This is a genomic window from Actinobacillus genomosp. 2, from assembly GCF_029773605.1.
Classification (GTDB): Bacteria; Pseudomonadota; Gammaproteobacteria; order Enterobacterales; family Pasteurellaceae; genus Actinobacillus.
The window spans coordinates 1,048,467-1,067,364 of the sequence record NZ_CP103807.1; the positions used below are offsets into that span (position 1 = coordinate 1,048,467).

The following is an 18,898-nucleotide window of genomic DNA, read 5'->3' on the forward strand; positions in this document are numbered from 1 at the left end:
ATGGACACCCTTGGGTGTCCATTTTTATTAGGATCTAATATTCTTAATGGCAAGCGGTCAATAATGGGGTTATTTTTTGCAAAAATTGATTGAATAGTAAAAAATTAAGCTACATTTAAAACAACATTAACTAACAAAAATTTGTTAAAATTCAACCGCCATTATTTTTTATTCGTGAAAGCTATGTACGATTATTTTTTATCTTTACACCCAGTAGCACAAGCGTTTATCGCGGGGTTATTTACTTGGGGCTGCACTGTCTTTGGTGCGGCGTTTGTCTATTTCTTTAAAACGGTCAACCGTAAATTACTGGATGTAATGATGGGTTTTGCCGCCGGTGTAATGATTGCCGCCTCTTTTTGGTCGCTCCTAGCCCCTGCACTTGAATATGCCGAGCCAAGCTATGGTTCTCTGGCGTGGATACCAGCTGCGTCCGGTTTTCTTGCCGGTGGTTTTTTCTTACGACTCATTGATAAAATTGTGCCTCACCTACATTTAAGTAAGCCGCTTTCAGATGCAGAAGGTATGCCTCAATTTAAAAAAGGTTTATCTAAAAGTATGCTGCTTTTTTTAGCGATTACCATTCATAATATTCCAGAAGGTCTTGCTCTCGGAGTGACATTCGGTGCTTTAGCTTCAAATGTTGCCGATCACCAAGCAATGTTAACCGGTGCGATAGGTTTAGCAATAGGAATTGGCTTACAAAATATTCCGGAAGGGTCATCTTTATCGTTACCGATTCGTGGCGAAGGTAAAAGTCGTAAACAAGCCTTTTTATGGGGAGCAATGTCTGCGATCGTTGAACCAATTGCAGCGATATTCGGTGCTGCTTTTGTACTTTCGATGACAGCCATATTGCCTTATGCACTCGCTTTTGCTGCTGGTGCGATGATTTTCGTGGTGGTGGAAGAACTGATTCCCGAATCACAAAGCGGTGGCAACACCGACATTGCTACTTTGGGATTAATGGTAGGATTTGTAATTATGATGGTATTAGATGTCGCTTTAGGCTAATGATATAACTCTTCATCTAAAAAGGATTGATATGATTTGGTATAAAGCACTATTTTCGTTTCAAGGACGACTTAATCGCCAAGGCTTTTGGATCGGCTTTGCGATTAACTTTATTTTCTTATTTATTGCTGCAAACTTTTGGTTAAATTCTACCGCTTTTAATCTGCTCAGTTTGCTTCCGCTTACATTATCGCTATATAGCTTATCTGCGGTCATTATTAAACGCCTACACGACCGAAACCGTTCCGGCAAAGCGGTTATCATGGCATTTGTACCGGTTGTGTGCTATGGTGTATCCCTCTCAGCTCAAGGTACAATGGCATGGCTACTGGGGATGATGATGCCGATGTTTATCGGTACGATGTTGTTGCTAGAATGGGGTGTATTTAAAGGTAATCCGCAAGCGAACCAGTATGGGGAAAAGGGGCTAAGTGTAAAATTCCTAGCACGCTAGATCAATGTTACTTTTCTTTGCGTTGCCAAAGAAAAGTAACCAAAAGAAAAGCAACCCTATTTCACCGCTTATCTTCGCTTAGTTGAAATTTGCTTAACGGAACATTTTAGATTCGCTTCGGCTCAAGAAAAATGTTCCTACAAATTGCAACACGCTCAGGCGGTTCAGAAGGGAACCCAGATCAGACTGCCTAATATAACTTTCTTTAGTAACGCAAAAGAAAGTAGGCAAAACTTTTTAAAGATGCTCAACTTCTTAAATTAAAAGAAACACTAATAATGCTCAAACTAAACTATCACAAAACTCATTTTTTAACTTCCGCACCAGATATCCGTCATTTACCGGAAGATAGTGGTGTGGAAATTGCCTTTGCCGGTCGTTCAAATGCCGGTAAATCTACTGCGCTCAATGCGTTAACTAATCAAAAAAACTTAGCAAGAACTTCAAAAACACCAGGGCGCACCCAGTTAATTAACTTATTTGAAGTCGAGCCGAATTGTAAGTTGGTCGATTTGCCGGGATACGGTTATGCGGCGGTACCGGAGCAAATGAAGCTCCAATGGCAAAAAGCGTTAGGCGAATACCTACAAAAACGTGAATGTTTACGCGGTGTGGTGATCCTAATGGATATTCGCCACCCATTAAAAGATCTCGACCAACAGATGATCGAATGGGCAGTATCCGCACAATTACCGGTATTATTACTATTAACTAAAGCGGATAAACTCAGCCAAAGCGCAAGAAGTAAAACGGTAAAAATGGTGCGAGAAGCGATTTTACCGTTCCAAGGCGATATTCAAGTCGAAGCCTACTCTGCACTCAATAAAATTGGTATTGATAAACTTTCCGACAAATTAGATAGCTGGTTTGCCGAACAATTCCTCAATCAAGGAGCATAAAATGTACGATTTTAATGAATTACGTCAAGAAACAGATGAGATCATCGAAAACTTATTAAAAGATGGTTCGGATCCGGAAGCACTTTATATTATCGAACACCACGTGGCACACCGTGATTTTGATAAACTGGAAAAATTAGTAGTTGATGCTTATAAACTCGGCTATGAAATTTCAGAGGCGGAAGAAGTTGAAGAAGAAAATGGCAAGGTGATCTTCGTGTGCGACATCGTGAGCGAAGTCAACTTAAATGCCGACATCATTACCGCCCAACAAAAAGAATTACTGCCGCTGATTGAAAAAGTCGGTGCGGAATATGAAGGCTGGGGCACTTATTTTGAAGATCCGAATGCGGAAGATGATGAATACGGTGAAGACGGCGAATTTTTCGATGACCAAGATGAAGATTTTGAGTTTGACGAAGAAGAAATCAGGCGTCACTAATGTTTAAAAAATCCCCCATACGCTCGTATGGGGGATTATTTTATTGTGCTTAAAGCCCTTTTTTGACCCAGTAACGATATGGGGTGTTTTCCGTTTCGCTATTTAGCAATTGGTGATCCATAAATTCACAAAAACTTGGAATATCTCGCGTGGTAGCCGGATCGTCCGCCACAATTAATAATACCTCGCCTTCCGCCATATTGCGGATGGTTTTGCGAGTGAGCATTACTGGCTCTGGGCAACGTAGCCCAAGCGTATCTAATGTTTGGTCAATTTTTATATCCGTCATATTTTTCTCTTATTTTTTCTTTTATGAAACAATTATTTACACAACATATCAAGCGACTACAACAAGTCGTTCAAACCATTTTAGAAAGTAACTTTCTCAGCGGTTTATGGATTCACTCCGGCACGGCTCGCTATCATTTTTTAGATGATCAAACCGCCCCCTTTAAAATAAGCCCACATTTTAACTACTTCTTCCCTTTTCCGACAGCAGAAAATTGCTGGCTGTTTTTAGACGGCAAAAATAAACCGACCGTCTATTTCTATGCACCAAACGATTATTGGCACTCGTCGCCGACCGTCCCGACAGACGCTTTTTTTGCAGATGAATTTCAATGGGTGATTTTGCAAGATGCCCAAGAAATTGCAAAATTTATCCAAAATCCGACCGCTTGTGCCTTTATCGGTGAGGATAAAAACTTGGCAGAATCACTTGGTTTTAACCAAATCAATCCGCAAAAAGTGCTAAATCAGCTCCACTTCGAACGTTCGATAAAAAGTGAATTTGAAATCGAAGCAATCTATCAAGCACAATTTGCGGCATTAAAAGGGCATCAGGCGGCAAAACAAGCCTTTTTTGAGGGGAAGAGTGAGTTTGAAATTAACCTCGCTTACCTAAAAGCCAGTCAGCAATCCGACTTAAACGTGCCTTACGGCAATATTGTCGCCATTAATCAACATTCGGCTATTTTACACTATACTCAGTTTGATTACGCCCCTAATCCGCAACTGCAGAGTTTTCTGATTGATGCCGGTGCAACCGTACACGGCTACGCTTCCGATATTACTCGCACTTATGTGGTTGATTCTAAGAGCGAATTTGCAGCAATGATTAAGCAAATGGAACAATACAAATCTCGCATTATTGAGCAACTCACAGTTGGGGTGAACTATCTGAGTTATCATACGCAAATACAGCAATGGATTGCGGAAATGCTGCACGAATATGATTTTGTTCGCCTTACACCGGAACAAATTTTTGAAGAAGGGATTTCCAGAGCCTTTTTGCCACACGGTTTAGGACATTTGCTTGGACTACAAGTACACGATGTCGCCGGTTTCCAACAAAATCATCGTGGTACTCGTAAATCACCGCCGGAAGTTTATCCAAGCCTGCGTTGTACTCGTGATTTGGCGGAAAATATGGTGCTGACGATCGAACCGGGCTTCTATTTCATTGATATGTTACTGAATCCGTTGCAAAATAGCCCTCTTGCACGTCATATTAATTGGCAAAAGATCGCTGAATTTAAACAATTCGGCGGTATCCGCACCGAAGACAATATTGTGATGCGTTCACAAGGAGCGGAGAATTTAACCCAAAAAGCGGAAATTGAACTCCAACTTTCCGATAGTTAAAAAATTCAAATAAGGAACTGCTATGTCATTTCTTTTTATCTTATTCGGCATTTTTCTGTATATCTATTTCGAGATCTCACTACTGGTCTCAATCGGCTCCCAAATCGGGGTACTACCGCTGATTTTGTTACTGATCGGTATTTCGGTATTAGGCTTATGGTTTGTGAAATTACGTGGGTTATATACCATTTATTCAATTCGTAGTGAATTAAGCCAAGGCAAAATCCCGACACAAGCGGTGATCGGCTCACTTCTGTTTATTTTAGCCGGCGTTTTTTTAATTATTCCTGGTTTTTTAAGCGATATTATTGCGATTTTATTAATGTTGCCGGTGACTCGTCAGATTGCCGAACGCTATTTAATGCGTTTCTTTAAATCGAAAGTGCGTTTCAACCATTTTTCAAGCGGTCAATTTTCACAGCAAGATAACAATACCTTCGATGCCGAATTTGAACGTAAACAAGATCAAGATAAATGGATTAAATAGTGGATAAACATACGCTCGCACTATTGAAAGTGCATTTTACCGCAATCCTTTTTGGTGCATCCAGTATTTTCGGTGCATTAATTGAAAGTAGCCCGGATACACTTGTGCTTGGGCGAGTGATGATTGCGCTTGTTTGTATCTCTTTGTATTTTATATGGAAAAAACAACCGCTTGTAAAACTCACTCGCCAAGCATTCTTTAACCAAGTGCTTTCCGGCGTCTTACTTACCGCCCATTGGGTGACATTTTTTACTGCTGTGCAAGTAGGCGGTGTCGCCTTAGCAACCTTAGGCTTCGCCAGCTTTCCTGCTTTTGTCGCGTTATTTGAAATGCTCTTTTTTAGAGAAAAACTCAGTTATCGTGAAGGCTTTTTACTTGTGGCGATCACTATCGGCTTAATTTTGGTCACACCGGAATTTACTTTTGGCAATCAAGCAACATTAGGGCTTTTATGGGGTGTTTTATCCGCTTTGGTCTATGGCGTGTTGGCAGTTGTAAACCGGAAAAACATGAGCAAATTATCCGGTACACAAATGAGCTGGTGGCAATATTTAGTGGCAATGCTGATCCTGTTACCTTTTTCAACAAAAGGCTTAATAAACGCACCTGCCCTCGATTGGTTTTGGATTTTCTGTATCGGTTTTTTCTGTACCACATTGGCATATACGCTATTTGTCTCCAGCCTTGATACGATCAACGCCCGAACCGCTTCGATGATTATCTCGCTTGAACCGATATATGCCATTGCGATTGCATGGCTATGTTTTAACGAAGTACCAACTATCAAAATGTTGATTGGCGGTGCGATTATTTTACTCTCAGTCGCTTGGGCTAACTTAAAGAAATAAATGATGTTTAAAGCTAAATTTAATCAAAAAAATAAACCTCGTTCTGCAACAACCAAACCGAACTTGCAAAATAGAACCCAAAAACGACCGCTTAAACCACAGTTTTCGTTTGAAGATACTGTGGTTGTGTTGTTTAACAAGCCGTTTGACGTGTTAACCCAATTCACTGATGAACAAGGGCGACAAACGCTGAAAGATTTTATTCCGATTCCACAGGTTTATCCGGTTGGCCGTTTAGATCGTGACAGCGAAGGCTTATTGTTACTGACTAATAACGGTGAAATTCAGCATCGCTTGGCAAATCCCAAATTTGAAAAACAGAAAACGTATCTCGCACAGCTGGAAGGGATTCCGCAAGCTGCCGATTTAGCCAAGTTAGAGAAAGGTGTTGAACTGAAAGACGGCTTAACTAAACCGGCAAAAGCAAAAGCAATTTCCGCCCCGAATTATGAATGGCAAACCGCCCCAAAAATTCGAGAGCGAAAAACCATTCCAACCAGTTGGATCGAGCTAAAAATTCACGAAGGGAAAAACCGCCAAGTACGCCGAATGACCGCACACATCGGCTTTCCGACTCTTCGCTTAATCCGTGTTGGTTTAGGGCAATTTCAGCTAGGCGATTTAGATAGCGGCGAATACCGAGTTTTAGATGAAAAAGAAAAACGCCAATTATTTCAACAAATTGACTTAAAAATTGAATGATTTCGGGAGCAAATATGAAAAGTTATTGGGTATTAGTACATCAATTTGAGATTGCTTTAAAAGATGATGAGATTCCTTTCGGCACCGCCGAACAATTAGGTTTAGCCGGATTTGCTAAATTACAGGTTGGAAAATACCAAAACTCACCGGTTTTTCTGGTGCAACTGGATGAACAAGCGGTCGAAAATCTGCAAAATTTTACGATGGTAAACCTACGCTCACAGATTGCTCGCCTGGCGGAATTAGCTCATCTGTTACACCGAGCGGTTTCACTTAATCATTTCCTCAATACACATAAATTCTGCGGCAAATGCGGAGCTCACACCGAACTTGCTAACAACGAAATTGCCGTACATTGCCCAAATTGCCAACATCGTAGCTACCCGACCATCAGCCCGTCTATTATTGTAGCGGTACGCCGTGGACAACAAATTTTACTCGCCAGCCACTTACGTCATAAAGGCACGATTTACACCACATTAGCCGGTTTTGTTGAAGCTGGTGAAGCAATCGAAACCACCGTTCAACGTGAAGTATGGGAAGAAAGCGGTTTAAAAATCAAAAACATCCGCTATTTCGGTAGCCAACCGTGGGCATTCCCAAACTCACTGATGCTAGGCTTTCTCGCCGATTACGAAAGTGGTGAAATCACGCTACAAGAGGAAGAAATCTTCGATGCTAAATGGTTCGACTGCGATCAACCGCTCCCGGAACTGCCACCGGAAGGTACAATTGCATTAGAACTAATCAAAGAAACGTTGAAGATTTGTCGAGAGGAAAGATAACAATAATTTTATAAAGGGCTAATTATGCCAAAACAAAAACAGGGAGAATTAAATTCTCCCTGTTTTTTAATATTAACTAAATAGCTTACCTAATACACCTTTCGCCGCTTGTGCTAATAGGTCATTAGTATTTAAATTTTGCAGATCCGGTAATTGACCGTCTGGTGTTAACGTATCAACGATTTTCGGTAAAAATTCCGCTAATAAATCACCCGCATCTTTTTCTTCTACACCCGCTTCTTGTGCTGCTGCTTGCAGATTTTCTTGACCGAATACATTTGCGATTTGTTCACCTGATACCGGTGCGTTTTCTTCATCTGCACTGATCCAAGTTTTTAACAGATCGTCCAAACCGCCTTGTTGTAATTTAGCGATCACACCTTCAACACCACCTTGAGATTGTAGTAATGCTTGAATTAATTGAAGTGCTGTTGATTGATTGCCGTTACCGCCACTTAATACAGATGATGCGATTGAGCCTAAAATGTTTCCTAACATAGGTTTACTCCGAGAATGTGCCTAAGCACGTTTTTATTTACTGAGTTGCTACTCAGCCTAGATAATTAAGCGGTCTGATTTGCAACGTTTTTTGCAATTTTGACCGCTTGTTTCTGCCGATTCTAAGCCAAAATATGGCGAACTCGTTCCAAATCTTCTTGCGTATCTACGCCCACTTGAGGTGCTTGTTTAGCAAGTTCGATATGAATTTTTTCTCCGTACCATAACGCACGTAATTGTTCTAACGATTCCAACTGCTCTAATTGTGTCGGCTGCCAAACTACATATTGTTTTACAAAGCCGGCTCGATATGCGTAGATACCGATATGGCGTAAGTAATTTTGGCTTGCCACAAAAGCGTCATCACAGTCTGCGAAATGATCACGAGCAAACGGAATCGGCGCACGAGAGAAATAGAGTGCCATACCGTTTTTATCTGCCAGCACTTTGACGGCATTCGGATTGAAAAGTTCTTCTTTGGTGGTTAATTTTACTGCTAATGTCGCCATATTCACTTGGCAACGATCTAAATTTTCTGCCACTTGCGAGACGATCACTGGTGGGATCAATGGCTCATCCCCTTGTACATTCACAATAATTTCATCATCGGCAATCCGCATCTTTTCAATCACTTCCGCTAAACGTTCCGTGCCTGAATTATGTTGATCTGAAGTCATGCACACTTCCGCACCAAATGCTTTGGCGGTTGCTTCAATCTCCGGATGGTCGGTCGCAATAATCACCCGTGTTGCACCGGCTTGTTGTGCTTTTTCCCACACGTGTTGAATCATCGGTTTACCGGCAATATCTAGCAGCGGTTTACGAGGTAAGCGGCTTGAAGCGTAACGTGCCGGAATAATCACAGTAAAATTCATAACATTTCCTTTATAAAAAACACGGAACATCCGCTCGAATCAACATAGCAAAATTCTTGTGAAATTTAACCGCTTGTTTGAATAAAACTGATGTTCCGTAAAAATATTTAGGCTTCTAACGCATCTAAGAAGCGTTCTGCATCTAACGCCGCCATACAGCCTGTGCCTGCTGAAGTGATTGCTTGGCGATAGTTATGATCCATAACGTCACCGGCAGCAAATACGCCTGCTACGCTAGTTGCAGTCGCATTACCTTCTAAACCCGATTTCACTTTAATGTAACCGTTATCCAATTCAAGCTGACCGTCAAAAATGGCGGTATTCGGTGCGTGACCGATCGCGACAAAGAAGCCGTCCACTTTAATTTCTTCTTTGCTCTCATCTTTGGTCGAAGCTAAACGTACACCGGTTACACCCATATTATCGCCTAACACTTCTTCGACCGTTCTGTCAGTGTGAAGAATGATTTTGCCTTCTTCCACACGTTTCTGTAAGCGACCTAATAAAATTTTCTCAGCACGGAAACTGTCACGGCGATGCACTAAATGTACTTCGCTAGCAATATTGGCTAAATATAACGCTTCTTCAACCGCAGTATTACCGCCACCAACAACCGCAACTGGTTTGTTACGATAGAAGAAACCGTCACAAGTTGCACAAGCCGATACGCCTTTGCCTTTAAACGCCTCTTCCGAATCTAAGCCTAAATATTTTGCCGAAGCACCGGTTGCGATAATTAATGCGTCACAAGTGAAAGTATTGATATCGCCTTTTAATGTGAATGGACGTTTTGAAAGATCAACGCTATTAATGTGGTCAAAAATAATTTCTGTATTAAATTTTTCTGCGTGTTTCAGCATTTTATCCATTAAACCGGTACCGGTGGTATGCTCATACTCGCCCGGCCAGTTTTCAATTTCATCGGTGGTAGTTAATTGACCGCCTTGTTGCATACCGGTCACCAATACCGGATTTAAATTCGCACGAGCGGCGTAAACGGCAGCGGTATAACCCGCCGGACCTGAACCTAAAATTAAAAGTTTTGCGTGTTTAACTGTCATTGTTTAATCCTTATCAATAAATATTGTTGTTATTTTAGCGTAAATTTATCTGTAACTCTATTTTCGTTTTCACTCATCTTTTTTTCGATTTTGTGAAGTAGCTAACAGAAATCCGCCTCGAATTTTGGTTAAATTGGGTCAAATTCTTCTTTTAAAAGGATAAACACCAATGAAAAAACTTATCAATTCAATCGAAACGGTATTACAGGAACAGTTAGCCGGTTTTGCTAAAGCACATCCCACTATTACTCTAAATGCCGAGCCGACTTATGTACGCCGAGCTGACGCACCGGTTGCCGGTAAAGTGGCATTGATTTCCGGTGGCGGAAGCGGACACGAGCCGATGCACGCCGGATTTGTTGGTAAGGGAATGTTAGACGGTGCTTGTCCAGGGGCGATTTTTACCTCTCCGACACCGGATCAAATGTTTGAATGTGGGTTAAATGTCGATAGTGGCGAAGGTGTTTTATTACTTATTAAAAATTATACCGGTGACGTTTTAAATTTTGAAACTGCCACCGAACTTCTTGCCGATAGCGGTGTAAAAGTCGCAACCGTACTTATTGATGATGACGTAGCGGTCAAAGACAGCTTATATACCGCCGGCCGCCGTGGCGTTGCCAACACCGTGTTATTAGAAAAACTATTAGGCGCAGCAGCAGATAAAGGCTACAACTTATCGCAATTAGCCGAGTTAGGTTATAAGTTAAATAATGCCGGCCATTCGATTGGTATTGCGCTTGGGGCTTGTACCGTACCGGCAGCCGGTAAGCCGTCTTTCACTTTAGCCGAAAACGAAATGGAATTTGGCGTAGGGATTCACGGCGAACCGGGTATTGAACGCCGTCCGTTTGAGAACCTCGATAAAACCGTACGCCAAATGTTTGAAACACTCATCGCACACGGCGATTACGAGCGTACTATACGCCGTTGGGATAACGATACTCAACAATGGAACGAAGTGTTAGATAAAAAACAAGCGTTACAAAAAGGCGATCGTGTAATTGTGTTAGTGAATAACTTAGGTGCGGTACCACTTTCAGAATTATATGGTGTTTACAATGTGCTTGCGGATTGTTGCGAACAATTCGGTTTAACGATTGAGCGTAACTTGGTCGGTTCATACTGTACTTCACTCGATATGCAAGGGGCTTCAATTACTTTACTGAAAGTCGATGATGAAACCTTAACACTTTGGGATGCACCGGTGAATACGCCGGCGTTACGTTGGGGAGCATAAAATGGCGATTTCAAAACAACAAATTCTACAATGGCTTGAAAATTGTAATCAAGTGATGACTGAACAACGAGATTTCCTCACACAGCTGGATACCGAAATTGGTGACGGCGATCACGGCTTAAATATGCAACGTGGTTTTAGTAAGGCGTTAGAAAAAGTTGCTACGGTCAGTGATAAAGATATCGGCACGATCTTAAAAACGGTCGGTATGACGTTACTCTCTCAAGTCGGCGGTGCAAGCGGGCCTTTATACGGCACTTTATTCATTAAAGGTTCACAAGTTGCTAACGGTAAAGAACAGCTTACTTTTGAAGAACTTGTAGGTTTCTTCAAAGCCGGTATGGAAGGCATTGTCGCTCGCGGACGTGCAGAGCTGGGCGATAAAACCATGTGTGATGTTTGGCTTCCGTTACTTGATGAATTAGCACAAGCGGATCACTCCCAAACTGAATCTGTTCTACTTAACCAAGCGGTTGAAAAAGCTGAAATTTTTGCAAATGCAACTGTGACGATGATAGCTAAAAAGGGACGTGCCAGCTATTTAGGCGAACGCAGTATCGGTCACGCCGATCCCGGTGCAACTTCGAGTTATTATCTTATTAAAGCCTTAGCGGAAGCAGTTAAATAGGAGCTGTTATGGTTAATTTAGTGATTGTTTCACATAGTAAACAGCTTGGAGAAGGCGTAGCAGAAATTACTCGCCAAATGGCACAGGGAGCATGCCAAATCGCTGTCGCTGCCGGTATTGATGATCCGGATAATCCGATTGGCACGGATGCGGTAAAAATTATGAATGCGATTGAGGACGTATTCAGCGAAGACGGAGTGGTGATCTTTGTTGATCTCGGAAGTGCAATTTTAAGTGCGGAAACCGCAATTGATTTACTTGAGCCAGAGAAAGCGGAAAAAGTGGTAATTAGTTATGCACCGCTAGTTGAGGGTGCATTCGCTGCTACGGTAGCGGCTGCTGGAGGCGATAATTTGGCTTTAGTATTACAAGAAGCAAATGAAGCAGCTGCATTAAAACTAGCTCAGAGTCAAAAATAATACTTATCATAAAACAGCTAGAAACTTCTAGTCGTTTAAGCCATACTAGGCAAAATTGTCTAGTATGGCTAAAACTCAAAAATCTTTATTATAAAGAAATAAAAAGATCTATTTACTATCATCTAAATCAATAGGTTCGACAATTAGTCATTGATCCATACTGATTACAATAGGTTATTTTTGGGGTTGAAAATGGAGTACCAAAACCGAAAGATTGCTGAGAACTAGAAGCGTCTCGAATGGCACTAGCTTGAGCTCGTATAGCCCTAGCCTGAGCTTGCATAGCGGCAGTATATTTTCTCTGAGCATCAAATTGGATATCTGTAGCAGTAGCCTTTTTATTCGATACAGTATTTGTATAACTTCCATAGTTTGATTGTACCGCATAACGGTTTTGGTACTCAGCTTCAGCACCACTCACCCAAATAGCTTTACAAAGAGGCGTTTGAACAAAGCCTATTTGTACCCCTTGTTCCGGAATATCATAGCGTAAAGTAGTTGGTGTATATCCAAAATCTTGAAAACCGCTCTGACTGTTTTCACAAACCAATTTGGCTGATTCTGGAAATGAATTATATTGAATATACAATCCAGTCGGTGGAGAATAAGGAAGAGCAACGCAGCCTTGAAGTAAAAAACTGAAGACACTATAGCTATACTATACATAAAATCTCGTAAACATTTAATCATAAATCCCCCCAAAGTTACTCCACATTAATATGCTTATTAAATGATAAATCCTCATTGTTATTCCCTACTAATCATCAATATCCGCAATACTTTTGCGAGAAACGGTTAGCTGTAGTGAATTCGTATCAAAAGCATATTCCACGACAAAAAAAAGGGCACTTTTTAATTTCTCTCCTTACTATTTTTTCACACTCATCTTTAGGATAGCTAACCTCAAGTAAAAAAGTTTTTGTTTGGTAAATTACCCCCAAATGTTCTTCATCAGGAATAGTTTTAGTTGCACTTGTAATCAGTCTATCGACATGATATTTAAAATCTTCCAAATCCATACTATCTCCATAAAAATTGTTTAACTAGTATTGTTTTAATTCCTATGTCAATAGGAAGTAAAAGCAGTATACTGCTTTGAAAATTTTGGATTTTTTGGCTGAAATTAATTTAGGGGAGTGGCAAGCGGTCTGATTTTACGATTTTTTGTAACGCTAGGGACTTAGTTAGCTCTGTTAAGATTACTTTCTTATTAACCCAAAAGTAAAAAATAAAAAAACCAAATCCATAAAATGCTTTAACCGTATTATTTTACTTCTTATGTCAATAGGAAATAAAATCAATATACAGCTTTTAACATTTTAGTTTTCTGCTTGAAAAAGTTAACTTTGAGGAGAATAACAAGCGGTCAAATTTCCCTTATTTGTTGCAAATCCAATAAAAAATCATACACATATGTATAAAACAGTTCGGGCTAAATCGAGGAATAAATAAATGAGAGAATAAAGAAAAAAGCAGAAAGAAATGAATCAATAAAAGGAATAAAACAATGAAAAAATAAAGTGTCGAAAAAGCAAAAACCCCAGAGCTATCACTAACTCTAGGGTTCTCTCTTCGCTTTCGCGCTAAATTCAATCTGGCGATGCCCTACTCTCACATGGGGAACCCCCACACTACCATCGGCGTTACTGCGTTTTACTTCTGAGTTCGGAATGGAATCAGGTAGAGCCACAGCACTCTGGTCGCCAGAATATTCTGTTGATGACCTTTATCTTCTTTATTTGTCTTTCTCTTCGTTCTTTATCTGCTTTTTATTCGCACTTTAAATTCGAAACAAGCTGTTTACTGATTTTTTCATCTTCTTTAGTTTTTAGTCTTTTCTAGCTTTTCACTTCGCTCTACGCCCAAAAACACTTGAGCGTTGTATAGTTAAGCCTCTCGGGCAATTAGTATGTGTTAGCTCAACGTATCACTACGCTTACACACCACACCTATCTACGTCGTAGTCTCCAACAACCCTTACAGTCTTATAGACTGGGAGAACTCATCTTAAGGCAAGTTTCGTGCTTAGATGCTTTCAGCACTTATCTCTTCCGCATGTAGCTACCCAGCAGTGCCTCTGGCGAGACAACTGGAACACCAGTGATGCGTCCACTCCGGTCCTCTCGTACTAGGAGCAGCCCCTCTCAATTCTCCAACGCCCACGGCAGATAGGGACCGAACTGTCTCACGACGTTCTAAACCCAGCTCGCGTACCACTTTAAATGGCGAACAGCCATACCCTTGGGACCTACTTCAGCCCCAGGATGTGATGAGCCGACATCGAGGTGCCAAACACCGCCGTCGATATGAACTCTTGGGCGGTATCAGCCTGTTATCCCCGGAGTACCTTTTATCCGTTGAGCGATGGCCCTTCCATTCAGAACCACCGGATCACTATGACCTGCTTTCGCACCTGCTCGACTTGTCTGTCTCGCAGTTAAGCTTGCTTATACCATTGCACTAACCTCACGATGTCCGACCGTGATTAGCAAACCTTCGTGCTCCTCCGTTACTCTTTGGGAGGAGACCGCCCCAGTCAAACTACCCACCAGACACTGTCCGAGACCGCGTTCCGCAATCTTCGTTAGAACATCAAACGTTAAAGGGTGGTATTTCAAGGACGCCTCCACAATCACTGGCGTGACTGCTTCAAAGGCTCCCACCTATCCTACACATCAAAATTCAATGTTCAGTGTCAAGCTATAGTAAAGGTTCACGGGGTCTTTCCGTCTAGCCGCGGGTACACCGCATCTTCACGGCGATTTCAATTTCACTGAGTCTCGGGTGGAGACAGCCTGGCCATCATTATGCCATTCGTGCAGGTCGGAACTTACCCGACAAGGAATTTCGCTACCTTAGGACCGTTATAGTTACGGCCGCCGTTTACTGGGGCTTCGATCAGGAGCTTCTCTTTCGATAACACCATCAATTAACCTTCCAGCACCGGGCAGGCATCACACCCTATACGTCCACTTTCGTGTTTGCAGAGTGCTGTGTTTTTAATAAACAGTTGCAGCCAGCTGGTATCTTCGACCGGTTCAACCTTCAGCGGTAAACGCTTACAATCTACGCCGGCGCACCTTCTCCCGAAGTTACGGTGCTATTTTGCCTAGTTCCTTCACCCGAGTTCTCTCAAGCGCCTGAGTATTCTCTACCTGACCACCTGTGTCGGTTTATAGTACGGTTTAGTATAACCTGAAGCTTAGTGGCTTTTCCTGGAAGCGTGGTATCGGTAACTTCATCTCCGTAGAGACTCGTCATCACTTCTCGGTGTTAACAGAATTCCGGATTTGCCTAAAATTCCCACCTACCGGCTTAAACAGACATCCAACAGTCTGATTACCTAACCTTCTCCGTCCCCACATCGCAATTATACCAAGTACGGGAATATTAACCCGTTTCCCATCGACTACGCTTTTCAGCCTCGCCTTAGGGGCCGACTCACCCTGCCCCGATTAACGTTGGACAGGAACCCTTGGTCTTCCGGCGAACGAGTTTTTCACTCGTTTTATCGTTACTTATGTCAGCATTCGCACTTCTGATACGTCCACCAAACTTCTCAATTCAGCTTCATCCGCTTACAGAACGCTCCCCTACCCAACAATGTTTCCATTGATGCCGCAGCTTCGGTGACTAGTTTTAGCCCCGTTACATCTTCCGCGCAGGCCGACTCGACTAGTGAGCTATTACGCTTTCTTTAAATGATGGCTGCTTCTAAGCCAACATCCTAGCTGTCTAAGCCTTCCCACTTCGTTTCCCACTTAACTAGTACTTTGGGACCTTAGCTGGCGGTCTGGGTTGTTTCCCTCTCCACGATGGACGTTAGCACCCACCGTGTGTCTCCTGAGTATCACTCTTCGGTATTCGCAGTTTGCATCGGGTTGGTAATCCGGGATGGACCCCTAGCCGAAACAGTGCTCTACCCCCGAAGGTGTCCGCTCAAGGCTCTACCTAAATAGATTTCGGGGAGAACCAGCTATCTCCCGGTTTGATTGGCCTTTCACCCCCAGCCACAAGTCATCCGCTAATTTTTCAACATTAGTCGGTTCGGTCCTCCAATTAGTGTTACCCAATCTTCAACCTGCCCATGGCTAGATCACCGGGTTTCGGGTCTATACCTTGCAACTAAACGCCCAGTTAAGACTCGGTTTCCCTTCGGCTCCCTTATTCAGTTAACCTCGCTACAAAATATAAGTCGCTGACCCATTATACAAAAGGTACGCAGTCACCCCATAAAGAGGCTCCCACTGCTTGTACGTACACGGTTTCAGGTTCTATTTCACTCCCCTCACTGGGGTTCTTTTCGCCTTTCCTTCACAGTACTGGTTCACTATCGGTCAATCAGGAGTATTTAGCCTTGGAGGATGGTCCCCCCATCTTCAAACAGGATTTCTCGTGTCCCGCCCTACTTATCTCAAACTTAGTACCACAACCTATTCTTCGAATACGGGACTATCACCCTGTGTCGTTGAGCTTCCCAGCTCATTCTTCTGAATTGATTGCTATCGTTTGAAGGCTCCTCCGCTTTCGCTCGCCGCTACTCACAGAATCTCGGTTGATTTCTTTTCCTCGGGGTACTTAGATGTTTCAGTTCTCCCGGTTTGCCTTATTAAGCTATGTATTCACTTAATAATAGTAGATTCTTCATCTACTGGGTTTCCCCATTCGGATATCTTGGATTAAACGCTTCTTATCAACTCATCCAAGCTTTTCGCAGATTAGCACGTCCTTCTTCGCCTCTGATTGCCAAGGCATCCACCGTGTACGCTTAGTCACTTAACTATACAACCTCAAATGTTTTCAAAACTTATTTAAATTCATTCAATGCGTATTTTATTCAACTAAACACTTGACTGCTTTTGTTCAGTCAAGATTTTTTAACTACTCAGACTTTCTTTCGAAAATCTCTCAGTTTTTCAGCTTGTTTCCAATTTTTTAAAGAACAATTTAAGACAATAATTTGACTTATCATCATTACTAAATATACAAACAATTAACTTTTATTAAGTTTTGCTTATATGCTTAGTAATGATGATTGGTGGAGATAAGCGGGATCGAACCGCTGACCTCCTGCGTGCAAGGCAGGCGCTCTCCCAGCTGAGCTATATCCCCATACATCACAACTTGATATAATCATACCTTTTAGCTTTCACTCATTTAGAGTGGTGGGTCTGAGTGGACTTGAACCACCGACCTCACCCTTATCAGGGGTGCGCTCTAACCACCTGAGCTACAGACCCAAAAGGATGCCGGATTATACCCGTTTTTGTCTTCTCTTCTATCAAACAATCTGTGTGAACACTTGCAGTCGCTCAATTCTTGGTAAGGAGGTGATCCAACCGCAGGTTCCCCTACGGTTACCTTGTTACGACTTCACCCCAGTCATGAATCATACCGTGGTAAACGCCCCCCTTGCGGTTAAGCTATCTACTTCTGGTACAACCCACTCCCATGGTGTGACGGGCGGTGTGTACAAGGCCCGGGAACGTATTCACCGCAACATTCTGATTTGCGATTACTAGCGATTCCGACTTCATGGAGTCGAGTTGCAGACTCCAATCCGGACTTAGACGTACTTTGTGAGATTTGCTCCATGTCGCCATATTGCTTCCCTCTGTATACGCCATTGTAGCACGTGTGTAGCCCTACTCGTAAGGGCCATGATGACTTGACGTCATCCCCACCTTCCTCCAGTTTATCACTGGCAGTCTCCTTTGAGTTCCCGGCCGAACCGCTGGCAACAAAGGATAAGGGTTGCGCTCGTTGCGGGACTTAACCCAACATTTCACAACACGAGCTGACGACAGCCATGCAGCACCTGTCTCAGAGCTCCCGAAGGCACTCCCGTATCTCTACAGGATTCTCTGGATGTCAAGAGTAGGTAAGGTTCTTCGCGTTGCATCGAATTAAACCACATGCTCCACCGCTTGTGCGGGCCCCCGTCAATTCATTTGAGTTTTAACCTTGCGGCCGTACTCCCCAGGCGGTCGATTTATCACGTTAGCTTCGGGCACCAAACTTATAGTCCAATCCCCAAATCGACAGCGTTTACAGCGTGGACTACCAGGGTATCTAATCCTGTTTGCTCCCCACGCTTTCGCACATGAGCGTCAGTACATTCCCAAGGGGCTGCCTTCGCCTTCGGTATTCCTCCACATCTCTACGCATTTCACCGCTACACGTGGAATTCTACCCCTCCCTAAAGTACTCTAGTTGACCAGTATGAAATGCAATTCCCAGGTTAAGCCCGGGGCTTTCACATCTCACTTAATCAACCGCCTGCGTGCCCTTTACGCCCAGTTATTCCGATTAACGCTCGCACCCTCCGTATTACCGCGGCTGCTGGCACGGAGTTAGCCGGTGCTTCTTCTGTAGTTAACGTCAATTGATAATGCTATTAACATTACCACCTTCCTCGCTACCGAAAGAACTTTACAACCCGAAGGCCTTCTTCATTCACGCGGCATGGCTGCATCAGGGTTCCCCCCATTGTGCAATATTCCCCACTGCTGCCTCCCGTAGGAGTCTGGACCGTGTCTCAGTTCCAGTGTGGCTGGTCATCCTCTCAGACCAGCTAGAGATCGTCGGCTTGGTAGGCCTTTACCCCACCAACTACCTAATCCCACTTGGGCTCATCTCATGGCATGTGGCCTTGCGGTCCCACACTTTAATCCAAAGATATTACGCGGTATTAGCTACAGTTTCCCGTAGTTATCCCCCTCCATAAGCCAGATTCCCAAGCATTACTCACCCGTCCGCCACTCGTCAGCAAATTAGCAAGCTAATCCCTGTTACCGTTCGACTTGCATGTGTTAAGCCTGCCGCCAGCGTTCAATCTGAGCCATGATCAAACTCTTCAATTCAAAAAGTTTAATCGCTCAATAAACTGCTTAGCTAAGTTC

Annotated in this window: 18 protein-coding genes, 2 tRNA genes and 3 rRNA genes; 12 read left to right on the top strand and 11 right to left on the bottom strand. The window is 42.9% G+C overall.

Features of this window, described 5'->3' with window-relative positions; all coding sequences use genetic code 11:
- The first annotated feature begins 183 nt into the window (after positions 1–183).
- From NYR60_RS05135 to rraB, 4 genes are all read left to right on the top strand, one after another.
- On the top strand, positions 184–1,014 hold the full coding sequence (locus NYR60_RS05135) for a ZIP family metal transporter (protein WP_279465910.1): 831 nt from the start codon (positions 184–186) through the stop codon (positions 1,012–1,014).
- A gap of 31 nt (positions 1,015–1,045) precedes the next feature.
- Positions 1,046–1,468, top strand: coding sequence for a DUF805 domain-containing protein (locus NYR60_RS05140; RefSeq protein WP_279465912.1), 423 nt, complete (start codon positions 1,046–1,048; stop codon positions 1,466–1,468).
- A 278-nt stretch (positions 1,469–1,746) separates the two neighbouring features.
- Positions 1,747–2,367, top strand: coding sequence for a ribosome biogenesis GTP-binding protein YihA/YsxC (gene yihA, locus NYR60_RS05145; RefSeq protein WP_279465914.1), 621 nt, complete (start codon positions 1,747–1,749; stop codon positions 2,365–2,367).
- Between the two features lies 1 nt (position 2,368).
- Positions 2,369–2,809, top strand: a complete 441-nt coding sequence (rraB, locus tag NYR60_RS05150) for a ribonuclease E inhibitor RraB (protein ID WP_279465916.1) — start codon at positions 2,369–2,371, stop codon at positions 2,807–2,809.
- A 49-nt stretch (positions 2,810–2,858) separates the two neighbouring features.
- Here the strand turns inward: rraB and tusA are convergent, their stop codons facing one another.
- On the bottom strand, positions 2,859–3,098 hold the full coding sequence (tusA, locus tag NYR60_RS05155; protein WP_005603270.1) for a sulfurtransferase TusA: 240 nt from the start codon (positions 3,096–3,098) through the stop codon (positions 2,859–2,861).
- 23 nt (positions 3,099–3,121) lie between these two features.
- Here tusA and pepQ point away from each other — a divergent pair, with 23 nt between their 5' ends.
- From pepQ to nudC, 5 genes are read left to right on the top strand one after another with little or no spacing between them, the layout of a single operon-like run.
- Positions 3,122–4,453 (top strand): Xaa-Pro dipeptidase, encoded by a 1,332-nt coding sequence (gene pepQ, locus NYR60_RS05160; protein ID WP_279465917.1) that lies wholly within the window; start codon positions 3,122–3,124, stop codon positions 4,451–4,453.
- Positions 4,454–4,475: 22 nt separating this feature from the next.
- On the top strand, positions 4,476–4,940 hold the full coding sequence (locus NYR60_RS05165; RefSeq protein ID WP_279465918.1) for an FxsA family protein: 465 nt from the start codon (positions 4,476–4,478) through the stop codon (positions 4,938–4,940).
- Complete coding sequence (locus NYR60_RS05170) at positions 4,940–5,788, top strand: DMT family transporter (RefSeq protein WP_279465919.1); 849 nt, start codon at positions 4,940–4,942, stop codon at positions 5,786–5,788. The genes NYR60_RS05165 and NYR60_RS05170 overlap by 1 nt, the downstream gene beginning before the upstream one ends.
- Complete coding sequence (locus NYR60_RS05175) at positions 5,789–6,490, top strand: pseudouridine synthase (protein WP_279465921.1); 702 nt, start codon at positions 5,789–5,791, stop codon at positions 6,488–6,490. It begins immediately after the preceding gene.
- Positions 6,487–7,275 carry an NAD(+) diphosphatase gene (gene nudC, locus NYR60_RS05180; RefSeq protein WP_279465922.1) on the top strand — a complete coding sequence of 263 codons (789 nt, stop codon included), beginning with the start codon at positions 6,487–6,489 and terminating at the stop codon, positions 7,273–7,275. The genes NYR60_RS05175 and nudC overlap by 4 nt, the downstream gene beginning before the upstream one ends.
- A gap of 72 nt (positions 7,276–7,347) precedes the next feature.
- Here the strand turns inward: nudC and NYR60_RS05185 are convergent, their stop codons facing one another.
- The 3 genes from NYR60_RS05185 to trxB form a co-directional block, all read right to left on the bottom strand.
- A complete protein-coding gene (locus tag NYR60_RS05185; protein WP_005595728.1) occupies positions 7,348–7,773 on the bottom strand; it encodes a YidB family protein in 426 nt (141 codons plus the stop codon).
- A 122-nt stretch (positions 7,774–7,895) separates the two neighbouring features.
- A complete protein-coding gene (kdsB, locus tag NYR60_RS05190; protein WP_279465925.1) occupies positions 7,896–8,648 on the bottom strand; it encodes a 3-deoxy-manno-octulosonate cytidylyltransferase in 753 nt (250 codons plus the stop codon).
- A gap of 107 nt (positions 8,649–8,755) precedes the next feature.
- Positions 8,756–9,709 (bottom strand): thioredoxin-disulfide reductase, encoded by a 954-nt coding sequence (gene trxB, locus NYR60_RS05195; RefSeq protein ID WP_279465926.1) that lies wholly within the window; start codon positions 9,707–9,709, stop codon positions 8,756–8,758.
- A gap of 169 nt (positions 9,710–9,878) precedes the next feature.
- Here trxB and dhaK point away from each other — a divergent pair, with 169 nt between their 5' ends.
- The 3 genes from dhaK to dhaM are packed head-to-tail and all read left to right on the top strand — an operon-like array spanning position 9,879 to position 11,996.
- Entirely contained in the window at positions 9,879–10,949 is a 1,071-nt protein-coding gene (dhaK, locus tag NYR60_RS05200; protein ID WP_279465927.1) for a dihydroxyacetone kinase subunit DhaK, read from the top strand.
- Position 10,950: 1 nt separating this feature from the next.
- A complete protein-coding gene (gene dhaL, locus NYR60_RS05205; RefSeq protein ID WP_279465928.1) occupies positions 10,951–11,577 on the top strand; it encodes a dihydroxyacetone kinase subunit DhaL in 627 nt (208 codons plus the stop codon).
- Positions 11,578–11,585: 8 nt separating this feature from the next.
- The gene (dhaM, locus tag NYR60_RS05210; RefSeq protein WP_279465929.1) at positions 11,586–11,996 is read left to right on the top strand and encodes a dihydroxyacetone kinase phosphoryl donor subunit DhaM; all 411 of its coding nucleotides are present in this window, start codon (positions 11,586–11,588) and stop codon (positions 11,994–11,996) included.
- Positions 11,997–12,123: 127 nt separating this feature from the next.
- Here dhaM and NYR60_RS05215 read toward each other — a convergent pair whose 3' ends face one another.
- The 7 genes from NYR60_RS05215 to NYR60_RS05245 form a co-directional block, all read right to left on the bottom strand.
- On the bottom strand, positions 12,124–12,585 hold the full coding sequence (locus NYR60_RS05215; RefSeq protein WP_279465930.1) for a hypothetical protein: 462 nt from the start codon (positions 12,583–12,585) through the stop codon (positions 12,124–12,126).
- A 226-nt stretch (positions 12,586–12,811) separates the two neighbouring features.
- Positions 12,812–13,015, bottom strand: a complete 204-nt coding sequence (locus tag NYR60_RS05220) for a hypothetical protein (protein WP_279465931.1) — start codon at positions 13,013–13,015, stop codon at positions 12,812–12,814.
- A gap of 573 nt (positions 13,016–13,588) precedes the next feature.
- Positions 13,589–13,704 (bottom strand): 5S ribosomal RNA (gene rrf, locus NYR60_RS05225).
- Between the two features lie 175 nt (positions 13,705–13,879).
- Positions 13,880–16,778, bottom strand: a 23S ribosomal RNA gene (locus NYR60_RS05230).
- 254 nt (positions 16,779–17,032) lie between these two features.
- Positions 17,033–17,108 (bottom strand) — tRNA-Ala (locus tag NYR60_RS05235).
- A gap of 51 nt (positions 17,109–17,159) precedes the next feature.
- Positions 17,160–17,236, bottom strand: a tRNA-Ile gene (locus tag NYR60_RS05240).
- Positions 17,237–17,319: 83 nt separating this feature from the next.
- Positions 17,320–18,859, bottom strand: a 16S ribosomal RNA gene (locus NYR60_RS05245).
- The 16S, 23S and 5S rRNA genes sit together here with 2 tRNA genes alongside, the layout of an rRNA operon.
- Positions 18,860–18,898: the final 39 nt, after the last annotated feature.